This window comes from Streptomyces eurocidicus (assembly GCF_002891295.1).
Classification (GTDB): domain Bacteria; phylum Actinomycetota; class Actinomycetes; order Streptomycetales; family Streptomycetaceae; genus Streptomyces; species Streptomyces eurocidicus.
In genome coordinates this window covers 320,470-333,839 of record NZ_LGUI01000004.1, presented here as the reverse complement: position 1 = coordinate 333,839, position 13,370 = coordinate 320,470, and the positions used below count along the sequence as shown (strand labels likewise).

The following is a 13,370-nucleotide window of genomic DNA, read 5'->3' as shown; positions in this document are numbered from 1 at the left end:
GGGCCCCGGACGCGTTTGAGAGAGTGGCCCCATGAGCGCAACGGACACTCCCAGGCACCATGTGGTCGTCGTCGGCGGCGGGATCTCCGGGCTGGCCGCGGCCCACCGGCTGGCGGAGGCCGGCGCGCGGGTCACGCTCCTGGAGGGTTCCGGCCGGGTCGGCGGCAAGCTGCTCGCCGGTGAGATCGCCGGCGTCCCCGTCGACCTGGGCGCCGAATCCATGCTGGCCCGCAGGCCGGAGGCCGTCGGCCTGGCCCGCGCGGTCGGGCTCGCCGACCGGCTCCAGGCGCCCGCCGCCACCGCGCTGCTGTGGACGCGCGGCGAGCTCCGGCCGCTGCCCCAGGGCCACATGATGGGCGTGCCCGGCGACCTCGGGCCGCTGGCCGCCTCCGGGGTGCTCTCGCCCGAGGGCCTCGCCCGGATCTCCCGGGACGCGGAGCTGCCGCGCACCGAGCTCGGCGAGGACGTCGCCATCGGTGCCTACGTCGCCGAGCGGATGGGCCGCGAGGTCGTGGACCGGCTGGTGGAGCCGCTGCTGGGCGGGGTGTACGCGGGCGACGCGTACCGCATCTCCATGCGGACGGCCGTGCCGCAGCTCTTCGAGGCCGCGCGGACGCACCGCACGCTGGCCGGGGCCGTGCGCGACCTCCAGGCCCGGGCGGCGGCCCGGCAGCAGTCCGGCCCGGTCTTCATGGGCGTCGAGGGCGGCGTCGGACGGCTGCCGCTCGCCGTCGCGGACGCGGTGCGCGCCCGGGGCGGCGTGATCCGCACGCAGTCGCCCGTGGCCGCCGTCGAACGCGCGGCGGACGGCTGGCGGGTCGTCCTGGGCACCGGGAGCGGCGCGGAGACGCTGGCGGCCGACGCCGTCGTCGTCGCGACCCCCGCGCACGACGCGGCCCGGCTCCTCGGCCCGCACGCGCGCGCCGCCGTCACGGACCTGGCCACGGTCGAGTACGCCTCGATGGCACTCGTCACCATGGCCTTCCGGCGCTCCGACGCCGCGGCGCTGCCGCGGGGCAGCGGCTTCCTCGTACCGCCCGTCGACGGGCGGAAGATCAAGGCGGCCACGTTCTCCAGCGACAAGTGGCGCTGGAACGCCGACTCCGACCCGGACCTCTTCGTCCTGCGTACCTCGATCGGGCGGTTCGGCGACGAGGCCGACCTGGAGCGCGAGGACGCCGACCTGGTGGCCCTCTCGCTCGCCGACCTCGGCGCGGCGACGGGTCTCGCGGCGGCCCCGGTGGCGAGCCGGGTGACCCGCTGGCGCGCCGGGCTCCCGCAGTACCCGGTCGGCCACCTGGAGCGCGTCGCCCGGATCCGCGCGGACGTGGCCCGGCTGCCCGGGCTCCGGGTGTGCGGCGCGGCCTACGACGGCGTGGGCATCCCGGCCTGCGTGTCCAGTGCGCACAAGGCCGCTGACGAGATCCTGGCGGCACTGCCGACCCTGACGGCGGGCGCCGGAACCCGCGAGTGACAATAGGGACATGACTGACGCCCCTGAGAAGATCCCGAACGCCGGCAAGAAGGCCAAGGACCTCAACGAGGTCATCCGTTACACCCTCTGGTCGGTGTTCAAGCTCCGCGACGTCCTCCCGGCGGACCGCTCCGGCTGGGCCGAGGAGGTCGAGGAGCTGTTCGCGCAGCTCGCCGAGAAGGACGTCACCGTCCGCGGCACGTACGACCTCTCGGGCCTGCGGGCCGACGCCGATGTGATGATCTGGTGGCACTCCGAGACCTCGGACGCCCTCCAGGACGCGTACAACCTCTTCCGCCGCACCGCGCTCGGCCGGGCGCTCACGCCGGTGTGGTCGAACATGGCGCTGCACCGCCCCGCGGAGTTCAACAAGTCGCACATCCCGGCGTTCCTCGCCGACGAGACGCCGCGCGACTACGTCAGCGTGTACCCCTTCGTCCGCTCGTACGACTGGTACCTGCTGCCCGACGAGGACCGCCGCCGGATGCTCGCCGACCACGGCAAGATGGCGCGTGGCTACCCGGACGTGCGCGCCAACACCGTGGCGTCCTTCTCGCTGGGCGACTACGAGTGGATCCTCGCGTTCGAGGCGAACGACCTCTACCGCATCGTCGACCTCATGCGTCATCTGCGTGCGTCCGAGGCGCGGATGCATGTGCGCGAGGAGGTCCCGTTCTACACGGGTCGCCGTAAGGACGTCGCCGAGCTGGTGGCGGGTCTGGCCTAAGGGGTACGGGCGGGGGGCTTTCCCCTACCCGCCCCTTCCCGAATGTCCTCAAGCGCCGGACGGGCTGATTTTCAGCCCGTCCGGCGCTTGAGGACACCGCGCGTCAGCGCGGAAAGGGGGGTCCGGGGGCGCCAGCCCCCGGTTACGGGAAGGGGCGGGGTGGGGAACAAGCCCGCCGTCCCCCCCTACTCCGCGATCAGCGTCTTCGCGTCCCGCGCCAACGCCGTCAACCGCGATATCGCCCGGAAGTACTTCTTCCGATAGCCCCCGTTCAGCATCTCCTCGCTGAACAGCTCGTCGAAAGGCCGCCCCGAAGCCAGCACCGGCACCTCCCGGTCGTACAGCCGGTCCGCGAGGACCACCAGCCGCAGCGCCGTGGACTGGTCGCCGACCGGCTCCACACCGGTCAGGCACACGGCGCGCACGGAGTCGCACATGGCGCCGTAGCGGCTCGGGTGGACCTTGGAGAGGTGGTCGAGGAGGGACGGGAAGTCGTCCAGGGAGGCGTCGGCGGTCGCGTACGCCGTACGGGTGACGGTCTCGTCGTCGAACGGCACGGGGGCCTGGGGGAGGCCCCGGTGGCGGTAGTCCTCGCCGTCGATGCGCAGCGGCCGGAAGTGCGCCGACAGGCCCTGGATCTCGCGCAGGAAGTCGGCCGCCGCGAAGCGGCCCTCGCCGAGCTTGCCCGGCAGCGTGTTGGAGGTGGCGGCCAGCGCCACGCCCGCCTCGACGAGCTTGCCGAGCAGGGACGAGACGAGCACGGTGTCGCCCGGGTCGTCCAGCTCGAACTCGTCGATGCACAGCAGCCGGTGGCCGCCGAGGGTGCGGACGGTCTGCTGGAAGCCGAGCGCGCCGACCAGGTTGGTCAGCTCCACGAAGGTGCCGAACGCCTTGTGCTCGGGCGCCGCCGGGGTGGCGTGCCAGAGGGAGGCGAGGAGGTGGGTCTTGCCGACGCCGTAGCCGCCGTCGAGGTAGACGCCGCGCGGGCCGGCGGCGGGCTTCGCCTCGCGCCGGAACCAGCGCTTGCGGCCGGTGCCGCTCGCGCTCGCGCCGCCGAGGCCGGCCGCGAAGCCGCCGAGCACCTGGACGGCCTCGGCCTGGCTGGGCTGCTTGGCGTCGGGTATGTAGTTGTCGAAGCGCACCGAGTCGAAGCGCGGCGGCGGCACCATCTCGGCGACCAGGCGGTCGGCGGGTACCTGTGGGGCGCGCGAGGTGAGCGCTATCGGGGAGCCGGTGGCCGGCCCGGATATCGGGCCGGTGGCGCCGGCGGCACCGGTGGAACCCGGGGCGCTGGAGGCGGATGCGGTGGAGGACGACACAGCTCTCCAGCCTAGTCGCTGTCCGCCGGGCTCCGGGCCCGGGAACAGCGAGGCATGTCACACTGCGGCCTATGCGACGCCTGTTCCCCCACCCGCTCACCCCGTCCGACATCGAAGACCGCACCTGGGACCTGGCCGAACTGGCCGAGGTCTACGCGTACCCCGAACCGGGGCGGGGGGAGGCCGGCGGAGGGACACGGTCCGCGTGGCTGCGGGCCAACATGGTCTCCTCGCTCGACGGCGCCGCCCACCACGAGGGGCGCTCCCAGCCGCTGTCCTCCGACGCCGACATGCGGATCTTCGGGACCCTGCGGGGCCTCGCGGACGCCGTGGTGGTGGGTGCCGAGACCGTACGGCAGGAGGGGTACCGGCCCGCGCGGGCGCGGGAGGCGTTCGCGGCGCGGCGGGCGGCGCTCGGCCAGGGCCCCGCGCCGGCGATCGCGGTCGTGAGCGCCGGTCTCGACCTGGACTTCTCGCTTCCGCTGTTCACCGCGCCACTGGTGCCCACGCTCGTCCTCACCGGCGCGGACGCGCCCGCGGACCGGGTCCGCGCGGCCCGTGAGGCGGGCGCCGAGGTGCTCGTGGCGGGCGAGGGGCGGCGGGTCGACGCCGCGCGGGTGCCCGGCGTGCTGGCCGGGCGGGGGCTGACGCGGCTGCTGACGGAGGGCGGCCCGAAGCTCCTGGGGCAGTTCGTGGCGGCGGGCGTGCTGGACGAGCTCTGTCTGTCGCTGGCCCCGGTGGCGGTCTCCGGTACGGCGCCCCGGATCGTGAACGGTCCGCCCGTCGCGGTGCCGGAACGATTCACCCTGGCCTCGGTCATAGAAGAATCGGGTTTCCTCTTCACCCGGTACCACCAGATCTGACAATCGGCGGAATTCCCTCTTCCGGTTACCTGTCGATGGGCAGAATTGAGTCGGACGCGCCCCAAGGGGCACGTGATCAAAACAGGCGGGCCCAGGGGGGCACGCGCAGGATGGTTTCTGTTGGGCCGGTGGCCCACGAAGGAGAAGGGCTTCCACCGTGTTCACGAGCGTATTGATGATCGAGCAACCTCTGTCCGCCGCGGACGTCGACTTCGTCACCACCCTTCACGACGACACGATGTCCTTCATCGTCCTCATGCAGCCGAGAGGCGCCGAGGACCGGCTGCTGCGCGCCATCGACGACGTCGCCCTCGGCGAGCTGGAACAGGCGGTCCACGAGGCCGACGAGCCCGAGGGCGAGCAGGCCCGCCGCCCGGCGGCCCTCGCCCTGGAGCACTCGCTGCGCTCCCTCCGGGACGCGGGCAGCGAGGCCGTCGGCCAGCTGATCGAGGGGCACCCGCTCGACCTGCTGCGGTCGGTCGTCGATCAGACCCACGCCGACGAGGTGATCGTGCTGACCGCCCCGCACCTGGTCGAGGAGTTCTTCCACCGCGACTGGGCCTCCCGGGCCCGGCACAAGGTCGGCGTCCCGGTGCTGAAGCTCTACGCCCACAACGACGAGGAGTGACCCGGCGGGAAGCACGCGGGCGGGCGGTGGTCAGCCTTCCGTCAGCCGGCCGTCCCGCATCACCAGTACCCGGTCGGCCCGGCCGAGCAGCGCCCGGTCGTGCGTGACCAGCACCGTCGCGGTGCGGTGCCGGCGCGTCACCTCCGCCAGCAGCTCCACCACCCGCTCACCGCGCTCGTGATCCAGCGCCGAGGTCGGCTCGTCCACCAGCAGGACGGACGGACCGCCGAACAGCGCGCGGGCGATGTTCACGCGCTGCCGCTCGCCACCGGACAACCGGTGCGGGCGGCGGCGCCGCTTCGCCGCGTCCAGGCCCACCGACTCCAGCAGCCCGGCCGCCCGGCCCCGGGCCTCCCGCACCCGGCCGCCCCGCAGGTGCGTGACCGCCAGCAGCTGCTCCTCGGCCGTCAGCGACGGCAGCAGGTTCGCCTGCTGGAAGACGATGCCGATCCGCTCGCGGCGCAGCGCCGTACGGTCCCCGTCGCTCATCCGCGCCGTGTCCCGCCCACCGACGGCGACCCGGCCCGAGTCGGGGCGCAGCAGGGTCGCCGCGACCGCGAGGAGGCTCGACTTCCCCGAGCCGGACGGCCCGGCGACGGCCACCAGCTCGCCGGGGGCGACGTCCAGGGAGACGGCGTCCAGGGCGGTCAGCCGGCGGTCGCCGTCCGGATAGGTGAGCGTCACGCCCTCCAAGCTCAGGGCGGGCGCGGCGGTGCCGGGCAGCGGCTCCCGAGGGGTGGGCACGGTCGCGGTCATCGGTTGGCTCCCAACGCGGTCAGCGGGTCCACGGACGTGATGCGGCGTACGGCGAGGGCCGACCCGGCCAGCCCCAGCAGCACCATCGCCGCCACGGGTACGGCCACCGTCGCCGCCCCCAGCTCGAACGGGACCGCCGCCGAGGCGAGCGCCCCACCGGCCGCGCCCGCCGCGGCGCCCGGCCCCGCCCCGGCGACCAGGACCACCGCGGCCTGCCCGAGCGCGTCCCGGACCAGATAGCCGCTGCTCGCGCCCACCGCCTTGAGCACCGCCACCTCCGGGCGCCGCTGCACGGTCCACACCGTGAAGAAGGCGCCCACCACCAGCGCGCTCACCACGAACAGGAAGCCCTGGACGAGCTGGAGCGTGCCGTGCTCGGCGGCGTAACCGTCGATGCCGTCGAGGGCCTCCGCGACCGGCACCGCCGTCGTCGTCCGCGCGGCGTCCCCCGAAGGGCCGCCGGAGCCGGTGACCGCGAGCGCGGTCGGCCCGGCCTGGTGGGCGACGCGCTGCCAGGCGGCGAGCGTCGTCCATACGCTCGGCGCGTGCCCGTGGCTCCGGTCGGCGGTGATCCCCGAGACGGTCAGCTCCTCGGCGCCGAGGGTGACCCGGTCGCCCACCCGGAGCCCGGCCTCGCGGGCGACCCGCTCGCCCACCGCCAGGCCGCCGTCCCCGGGCGCCGCACCCGTCACGAGCGTCGGCCGCAGCCGCCCGGACGTGCCGAACGCGCTCACCGACTCCGCCTTGCCGTGCGCCGTCAGCCGCGTCATGGCCACGCCCAGCGGCTCGGCCCGGCGGACCCCGGGCGCCGAGCGCCAGGCCCGCACCTGCCCGTCGTCGAGGGTGCTGTTCGAGAAGGACACCTCCGGCTCGGCCCCGGCGGGCGCGCCGAAGACCACGCGGTCGGCGGGCAGGTGCGCGACGGCCGACGTGGCCTCGCGGGCCAGCCCGCCCGTCAGCCCGTAGAGGAAGACGACCAGGGTGGTGATGAGCGCGACGACCGTGGCCATGAGGGTGAACCGCCCCCGGGCGAAACGGATGTCACGGAGCGCGACGAACAAGGACCCCTCCCGGGTTCTGATCAGGACCCCTCCACGGTCCCGCGCACGGGCCGCCCCGCCATCAGGGCAAGGACTGGTCCGTACCCCGTCCGTACGACGCACCCGAAAATCAATCGAACGGTTGAGGGTCGTCCGGAGGGGCCCGCCGCCGCGGAGCCGTACGCTCGATGGGGTGACCCCGACCCCCGCTCCCCACGCGACGGCACCGCGCTCCCGCGCGCGCGGTCTCCCCGCGCGCTCCCGCCCGTGGCGCCGCGCCGCCGAGGCGCCGTCGCTGCGGCTGGTCGGCCTCGCCCTGCACGGAGCGTTCTACGCCCTGCTCGCCGTCGCCCTCGGCCCCTCCCTGCTCGGGACGGAGCCCCCGGCCGTCCCGGCGCTCGGCCTGCTGCTCGCCGCCGCCTACGGCGCGGGCGTCGTGCGCCGCGCCGCCCGCCCCGGCCCGTGGCTGGCCGTCGTCACCGCGCTGTGGCTCGCGCTCCTCGCCCTGGACCACGGCTTCAGCTACGTCGCCTTCCCGCTGTTCTTCCACTTCCTGCGCGCCATGCCGGTGCGCTGGTCGCTGCCCGCCGTCGCCGCCAGCACCGCCGCCGTCGTGGCCGCCCAGGCCGCCGCGCCCGGCGGGCTCACCGCCGCCAAGGTCATCGGCCCGGTCGCCGGGGCCCTCGTCGCCGTCCTGACCGCCTACGGCTACGCCGCCCTCTACCGCGAGAGCGCCCGCCGCCAGGGCCTCATCGACGACCTCGTCCGCACCCGGGACGAGCTCGCCGCCGCCCAGCGGGAGGCCGGCCGGCTCGCCGAACGGCAGCGGCTCGCCCGCGAGATCCACGACACCCTCGCCCAGGGCCTCTCCAGCATCGTCCTGCTCGCCCGCGCCGCCGAGACCGCCGACCCCGCGACGTCCCGCGCCCATGTGCGCGAGGTCGGCCGGACCGCCGCCGACAACCTCGCCGAGGCCCGCCGCTTCGTCCGGGCCCTCACCCCGCCCGCCCTGGAGGACACCCCGCTGCCCGAGGCGCTGCGCCGGGTCACCGCCCGGACCGCCCCCACGGCCGCCTTCCGCCTCGACGGCGAGCCCCGCGCCCTGCCCGTCGAGACCGAGGTGGCCCTGCTCCGCCTCACCCAGGAGGCGCTCGCCAACGTCACCCGCCACGCCCGTGCCGAACACGCCGCCGTGACCCTCTCCTACCTCGACGGAGAGGTCACCCTCGACATCTACGACGACGGCGTCGGCTTCACCCCGGGCCGGGGTCCCGCCGACGGCCGCCGCACGTTCGGCCTGCACGGCATGCGCGAGCGCATCGCCGAGCTGGGCGGCACCCTGACCGTCGAGTCCGCCCCCGGCGAGGGCACCGCGGTCGCCGCCGCCGTGCCCGTACGGCCCGCGGCCCCGGCGGGACCCGCCGCCACGGAGCCCGGCGCCCTGGAGGCCGCGTGATCCGGGTCCTGCTCGTCGACGACCACCCCGTCGTCCGGCGCGGGCTGCGCGCCATGGTCGACGACCTGCCCGACGTCGAGGCGGTCGGCGAGGCGGCCGACGGCGCCGAGGCGCTGCGCCTCCTCCAGGACGGCGCACGGCCCGACGTGGTCCTGATGGACCTCCAGATGGGCACCGGCATGCACGGCGTCGAGGCCACCCGCCGGATCACCGCCCTGCCGGACCCGCCCGCCGTGCTGATCCTCACCACGTACAGCACCGACGCCGACATCCTCGCCGCGGTCGAGGCCGGTGCCACGGGGTATCTGCTGAAGGACGCCCCGCCCGAGGACGTCGCCACGGCCGTCCAGGCGGCGGCCCGCGGCGAGACGGTCCTGGCCCCGCCCGTCGCCGCCCGCCTGCTGGGCCGGGTACGGGCCGGCCGCCCGACGCTGTCGCCCCGCGAGGCCGAGATCCTGGGCCTGCTCGCCGAGGGCCTGGCGAACAAGCAGATCTCCCGCCGCCTGTTCATCAGCGAGGCGACCGTGAAGACCCACCTCGTGCACATCTACGGCAAGCTCGGCGTCGACAGCCGCACGGCGGCCATCGCGGCGGGGCTGGCGGCGGGGCTGATCCGGGCGGTGTGAGGCGGCGGGGCCGGAGTCTCCGTGGGGCCCGGGTCTCCGCAGGGCCCGGGTCTCCGCGGGGCCCGGGGACGGGTGACCGCCCGGGCGCGGACGGAGCCGGTCCGGGCGGGCCGAGGTCCGGCTCACGCCGGCCGACGCCCGCCGCCTGGTTGATCTGCCCCAAAGGGAGGGGCGCGGGGGCGCGTCCCCGTCCGCCCCTCCCCGCCGTGTGGCGGGGCTTCGCCCGGGGCCCGCCGGCGCCGTCCCGCGCCTGCCGACCGCCGGACGGTTCACTCCGACGGCTGCCGGCCGGTCCCGCACGCCGGACCCGAAACGCCCATACAGGGAAATACCGGGCGCCCGTGGATCAGGCCGCCGACAGCGGGTGCAACAATCGGTGGCGCTGATAGGTATCCACCAGGTATCCACCTTTGCCGACCCCAGGGAGCACCGCACATGGCACCGGCCGTCCCCACGACGATGGACCGACCGCACTTCATCGGCATCGGCGGCGCCGGCATGTCGGGCATCGCGAAGATCCTCGCGCAGCGCGGCGCGGCCGTCGCCGGCAGCGACGCCAAGGAATCCGCGACCGCCGAGGCCCTGCGCGCCCTCGGCGCCACCGTCCACATCGGCCACGCCGCCGGGCACCTGGCCGAGGACGCCACCTGCGTCGTCGTCTCCAGCGCCATCCGCGCCGACAACCCCGAGCTCGCGGCCGCCGCCGAGCGCGGCATCCCCGTCGTGCACCGCTCGGACGCCCTCGCCCGCCTGATGGACGGCCTGCGCCCGATCGCCGTCGCCGGCACCCACGGCAAGACGACCACGACCTCCATGCTCGCGGTCTCCCTCGACGCCCTCGGCCTCGCGCCCTCGTACGCCATCGGCGGCGACCTCGACGCGCCCGGGTCCAACGCCCTGCACGGCAGCGGCGAGATCTTCGTGGCGGAGGCGGACGAGAGCGACCGCAGCTTCCACAAGTACGCGCCCGAGGTCGCGATCATCCTCAACGTGGAGCTGGACCACCACGCGAACTACGCGTCGATGGACGAGATCTACGAGTCGTTCGACACCTTCGTCGGCCGGATCCGCCCCGGCGGCACGCTGGTCGTCTCCGCCGACCAGGCGGGCGCCCGCGAGCTGACCGAGCGGATCGCCGGCCGCTACGACATCGAGGTCGTCACCTACGGCTCGGCCGAGGACGCCGACGTCCGCGTCCTCAAGGTCAACCCGCGCGGCCTGACCAGCGAGGTCACCGTCCTGCTCAATGGCAAGATGCTGACCTTCACCGTCTCCGTGCCCGGCAGCCACTACGCGCACAACGCCGTGGCCGCCCTCGCCGCGGGCGTCGCGCTCGGCATCCCCGCGCACAACCTCGCCTCGGCGCTCGGCAAGTACACCGGCGTCAAGCGCCGCCTCCAGCTCAAGGGCGAGGCGAACGGCGTGCAGGTCATCGACTCCTACGCGCACCACCCCACCGAGATGACCGCCGACCTGGAGGCCATCCGGGGCGCCGCCGCAGGCTCGCGCATCCTCGTCGTCTTCCAGCCGCACCTCTTCAGCCGCACCCAGGAGCTGGGCACCGAGATGGGCCGGGCCCTCGCGCTGGCCGACGCCTCCGTGGTCCTGGACATCTACCCGGCCCGCGAGGACCCGGTCCCCGGCATCACCAGCGAGCTGATCATCGACGCCGCGCGGACGGCGGGCGCGGACGTGCGCAGCGAGCACGACATGGCGGCGATCCCGGACGTCATCGCGGGAATGACCCGCCCGGGTGATCTCGTTCTGACGATGGGCGCGGGTGACGTCACGGACCTCGGTCCGAAGATCCTGGCCCGCCTGGAGAGCTGACACCGGCAGGACGAACGTAAGGGGCGCGCGACATGTCGTACGAGGTCGAGAAGACGGACGAGCAGTGGCGCGCCGAGCTGACCCCTGCGGAGTACCAGGTGCTCCGCAGGGCCGGCACCGAGCCGGCCTTCCGCGGTGAGTACACCGACACGAAGACCGCCGGCGTCTACTCCTGCCGCGCCTGCGGCGCGGAGCTGTTCCGCTCCACGGAGAAGTTCGCGAGCCACTGCGGCTGGCCCAGCTTCTACGACCCGAAGGACTCCACGGCCGTCGAGCTCATCGACGACCACTCGCACGGCATGGTCCGCACCGAGGTCCGCTGCGCCCGCTGCGGCTCCCACCTCGGGCACGTCTTCGAGGGCGAGGGCTACCCCACGCCCACCGACCAGCGCTACTGCATCAACTCCATCTCCCTGCGCCTGGAGCCCGCGGAAGGCTGATCCCCGGGCGCCCGGGCCCGCCACGGGCCGGGGTCAGCCCCTGGACAGGGCGCCCAGGCCCTTCTTCAGGTCGTCGTAGTTCATCACCGGGTGCATCTCGACCTCGGCCTCCATGTCCATGAAGAGCTTCTCCGCGACGGCGGGCATCTGCGAGGGGTCCTCCAGGTCGAAGACCATGAGGCAGGTGCGCCCGCCGTCCAGGGCGGTGAAGTAGGCGGCCTCGGGCTTGAGCTGGTCCATCAGCGCCTGGACGATCCCGGGCATCGACCCGTTCTTGATCGCCTCGTTGCCCGCGCGGGTGTCCATCCGGGCTCTGAGCAGAGTGCGCATGGCGTCTCACTCCCTCTGGTGCGACGCACCGCACCCGGCGCTCCGGCTCCGCGCACACTCAGGCGCGGATACGCCCTTCTCCAGGGTCCCGCGGACGGTTTCCGGCCGCAACGCGGGCCGTCCGGGGCCGGGCTCAGCCGCCGCGCAGCACGGCCGCCGACTCCGCCGGGAGCCGCAGCGACCGCGCGCCGTCCGCGCCGGACAGCTCCACCGGGCGCCAGGCCGCCAGCACCTCGGGCGCGGGGCCGCCGAGCGGGACCGTGACCGGGCCGCCCGTCGGGTTGACGGCGACGCACAGACCGCCCCGGCGCACCACGGTCACCAGGTCCCCGGTGACGGTCACGGCCGTGTCCGAGAGCGGGCCCGCCGTGAGTTCCGGTGTGGCGCGGCGCAGCGCGATCAGCGTCCGGTGCCAGTCCAGGAGCGCGCGGTGCGGCTCCCGCTCCGGTTCCGTCCAGTCCAGGCAGGAGCGCGCCCGGGTGGCGGGGTCCTGCGGGTCGGGTACGTCCTCGGCGGCCCACCCGTGCGCCGCGAACTCCCGGCGCCGCCCGGTCCGTACGGCCTCGGCCAGCGCGGGGTCCGGGTGGTCGGTGAAGTACTGCCAGGGAGTGCCGGCGCCCCACTCCTCGCCCATGAACAGCATGGGCGTGAACGGCCCGCACAGGACGAGCGCGGCGGCGCAGGCCAGCAGACCGGGGGAGAGGCGGGCCGGCAGCCGGTCCCCGGTCGCGCGGTTGCCGATCTGGTCGTGGGTCTGGGCGTAGCCGAGCAGACGGTGCGCGGGGGAGGCCGGGTCCAGCGGCCGGCCGTGGCGGCGGCCCCGGAAGGAGGACGGGCCGCCGTCGTGGAAGAAGCCCCCCGTCAGGGTCTTGGCCAGGGCGTGCGCGGGATCGGCGGCGAAGTCGGCGTAGTAGCCCTGGGACTCGCCCGTCAGCGCGGTGTGCAGGGCATGGTGGAAGTCGTCGTTCCACTGGGCGTGCAGGCCCTGGCCGCCGGACTCGCGCGGCGCCGTCGTCGCCGGGTCGCCGAGGTCGGACTCGGCGACGAGGAACAGCGGCCGGCCCAGCCGTGCGGCCAGCGCGTCGACGGCCCCCGACAGCTCGGCCAGGAAGTGCTTCGGCCGCGTGTCGGCCAGCGCGTGCACCGCGTCCAGGCGCAGCCCGTCGAGGCGGTAGTCCCGCAGCCAGGCCAGGGCGCTGCCGGTCAGATACGCCCGGACCTCGTCCGAGCCCGGCGCGTCCAGATTGACCGCGGCCCCCCACGGGGTGTGGTGGGTGTCCGTGAAGTACGGGCCGAACGCGGGCAGGTGGTTGCCGGACGGGCCGAGGTGGTTGTGCACCACGTCGAGGACCACGCCCAGCCCCGCCGCGTGCGCCGCGTCCACGAACCGGGCCAGCCCCGCCGGGCCGCCGTACGGCTCGTGGACGGCCCACGGCGCCACCCCGTCGTAGCCCCAGCCGTGCGTGCCCGGGAACGGGCACACCGGCATCAGCTCCACATGGGTGACCCCCAGCTCCGCGAGGTGCGGCAGCCGGGCGGCCGCGGCGTCGAAGGTGCCCTCGCGGGTGAACGTGCCGATGTGCAGCTCGTACAGGACCGCGCCCGGCAGCGGGGCACCGGGCCAGTTCACCCGCCAGGGGAAGCGGTCCGGGTCGACGACGGCGGACAGCCCGTCCGGCCCGTCCGGCAGGCGGCGCGAGCGGGGGTCCGGCAGCACGGGGCCGCCGTCCAGGGAGAAGCCGTAGCGGGCGCCCTCCGTCGCGTCGGCCGCGCACCGCCACCAGCCCGTGCGGGCCGGGTCCCGCGTCATGGCGCGCTCGCGGTCGTCCAGGGTCAGCGCGACTCGCCGGGCTTCCGGCGCCCACACCTCGAACAGCACGG

The 13,370-nt window shown here is 75.1% G+C and carries 13 protein-coding genes; 8 read left to right on the top strand and 5 right to left on the bottom strand.

Features of this window, described 5'->3' with window-relative positions; genetic code table 11:
- The first annotated feature begins 31 nt into the window (after positions 1 to 31).
- Positions 32 to 1,474: a protoporphyrinogen oxidase gene (hemG, locus tag AF335_RS15580; protein ID WP_102918988.1), complete on the top strand. Its 1,443-nt coding sequence runs from the start codon at positions 32 to 34 to the stop codon at positions 1,472 to 1,474.
- 10 nt (positions 1,475 to 1,484) lie between these two features.
- Positions 1,485 to 2,201: a hydrogen peroxide-dependent heme synthase gene (gene hemQ, locus AF335_RS15575; RefSeq protein WP_102918987.1), complete on the top strand. Its 717-nt coding sequence runs from the start codon at positions 1,485 to 1,487 to the stop codon at positions 2,199 to 2,201.
- 185 nt (positions 2,202 to 2,386) lie between these two features.
- Here the strand turns inward: hemQ and zapE are convergent, their stop codons facing one another.
- Entirely contained in the window at positions 2,387 to 3,520 is a 1,134-nt protein-coding gene (gene zapE, locus AF335_RS15570) for a cell division protein ZapE (RefSeq protein WP_376697805.1), read from the bottom strand.
- A gap of 71 nt (positions 3,521 to 3,591) precedes the next feature.
- Here zapE and AF335_RS15565 point away from each other — a divergent pair, with 71 nt between their 5' ends.
- Positions 3,592 to 4,383: a pyrimidine reductase family protein gene (locus AF335_RS15565; protein ID WP_102918986.1), complete on the top strand. Its 792-nt coding sequence runs from the start codon at positions 3,592 to 3,594 to the stop codon at positions 4,381 to 4,383.
- A 157-nt stretch (positions 4,384 to 4,540) separates the two neighbouring features.
- Complete coding sequence (locus tag AF335_RS15560) at positions 4,541 to 5,011, top strand: indole-3-glycerol phosphate synthase (RefSeq protein WP_102918985.1); 471 nt, start codon at positions 4,541 to 4,543, stop codon at positions 5,009 to 5,011.
- Positions 5,012 to 5,041: 30 nt separating this feature from the next.
- Here AF335_RS15560 and AF335_RS15555 read toward each other — a convergent pair whose 3' ends face one another.
- Positions 5,042 to 5,767, bottom strand: coding sequence for an ABC transporter ATP-binding protein (locus tag AF335_RS15555; RefSeq protein ID WP_102918984.1), 726 nt, complete (start codon positions 5,765 to 5,767; stop codon positions 5,042 to 5,044).
- The gene (locus AF335_RS15550; protein ID WP_102918983.1) at positions 5,764 to 6,828 is read right to left on the bottom strand and encodes an ABC transporter permease; all 1,065 of its coding nucleotides are present in this window, start codon (positions 6,826 to 6,828) and stop codon (positions 5,764 to 5,766) included. The genes AF335_RS15555 and AF335_RS15550 overlap by 4 nt, the downstream gene beginning before the upstream one ends.
- A gap of 274 nt (positions 6,829 to 7,102) precedes the next feature.
- Between AF335_RS15550 and AF335_RS15545 the strand changes: the two genes are divergently transcribed.
- The 4 genes from AF335_RS15545 (at position 7,103) to msrB (ending at position 11,159) form a co-directional block, all read left to right on the top strand.
- A complete protein-coding gene (locus tag AF335_RS15545) occupies positions 7,103 to 8,263 on the top strand; it encodes a sensor histidine kinase (RefSeq protein ID WP_228773041.1) in 1,161 nt (386 codons plus the stop codon).
- Complete coding sequence (locus tag AF335_RS15540) at positions 8,260 to 8,889, top strand: response regulator (RefSeq protein ID WP_102918981.1); 630 nt, start codon at positions 8,260 to 8,262, stop codon at positions 8,887 to 8,889. The genes AF335_RS15545 and AF335_RS15540 overlap by 4 nt, the downstream gene beginning before the upstream one ends.
- Before the next feature lie 435 nt (positions 8,890 to 9,324).
- Positions 9,325 to 10,719 carry a UDP-N-acetylmuramate--L-alanine ligase gene (gene murC, locus AF335_RS15535; protein WP_102918980.1) on the top strand — a complete coding sequence of 465 codons (1,395 nt, stop codon included), beginning with the start codon at positions 9,325 to 9,327 and terminating at the stop codon, positions 10,717 to 10,719.
- A gap of 32 nt (positions 10,720 to 10,751) precedes the next feature.
- Positions 10,752 to 11,159, top strand: a complete 408-nt coding sequence (gene msrB / locus AF335_RS15530) for a peptide-methionine (R)-S-oxide reductase MsrB (protein ID WP_102918979.1) — start codon at positions 10,752 to 10,754, stop codon at positions 11,157 to 11,159.
- Positions 11,160 to 11,192: 33 nt separating this feature from the next.
- Here the strand turns inward: msrB and AF335_RS15525 are convergent, their stop codons facing one another.
- A complete protein-coding gene (locus AF335_RS15525; RefSeq protein WP_102918978.1) occupies positions 11,193 to 11,489 on the bottom strand; it encodes a hypothetical protein in 297 nt (98 codons plus the stop codon).
- 133 nt (positions 11,490 to 11,622) lie between these two features.
- Positions 11,623 to 13,368 carry a malto-oligosyltrehalose trehalohydrolase gene (treZ, locus tag AF335_RS15520; RefSeq protein ID WP_102919246.1) on the bottom strand — a complete coding sequence of 582 codons (1,746 nt, stop codon included), beginning with the start codon at positions 13,366 to 13,368 and terminating at the stop codon, positions 11,623 to 11,625.
- Between the last annotated feature and the right edge of the window lie 2 nt (positions 13,369 to 13,370).

Coding starts and splice junctions, on each gene's coding strand:
- AF335_RS15525 (WP_102918978.1), bottom strand. CDS start 11,489: ATGCGCACTCTGCTCAGAGCCCGGATGGACACCCGCGCGGGCAACGAG.
- AF335_RS15555 (WP_102918984.1), bottom strand. CDS start 5,767: ATGACCGCGACCGTGCCCACCCCTCGGGAGCCGCTGCCCGGCACCGCC.
- msrB (WP_102918979.1), top strand. CDS start 10,752: ATGTCGTACGAGGTCGAGAAGACGGACGAGCAGTGGCGCGCCGAGCTG.
- hemQ (WP_102918987.1), top strand. CDS start 1,485: ATGACTGACGCCCCTGAGAAGATCCCGAACGCCGGCAAGAAGGCCAAG.
- hemG (WP_102918988.1), top strand. CDS start 32: ATGAGCGCAACGGACACTCCCAGGCACCATGTGGTCGTCGTCGGCGGC.
- murC (WP_102918980.1), top strand. CDS start 9,325: ATGGCACCGGCCGTCCCCACGACGATGGACCGACCGCACTTCATCGGC.
- AF335_RS15565 (WP_102918986.1), top strand. CDS start 3,592: ATGCGACGCCTGTTCCCCCACCCGCTCACCCCGTCCGACATCGAAGAC.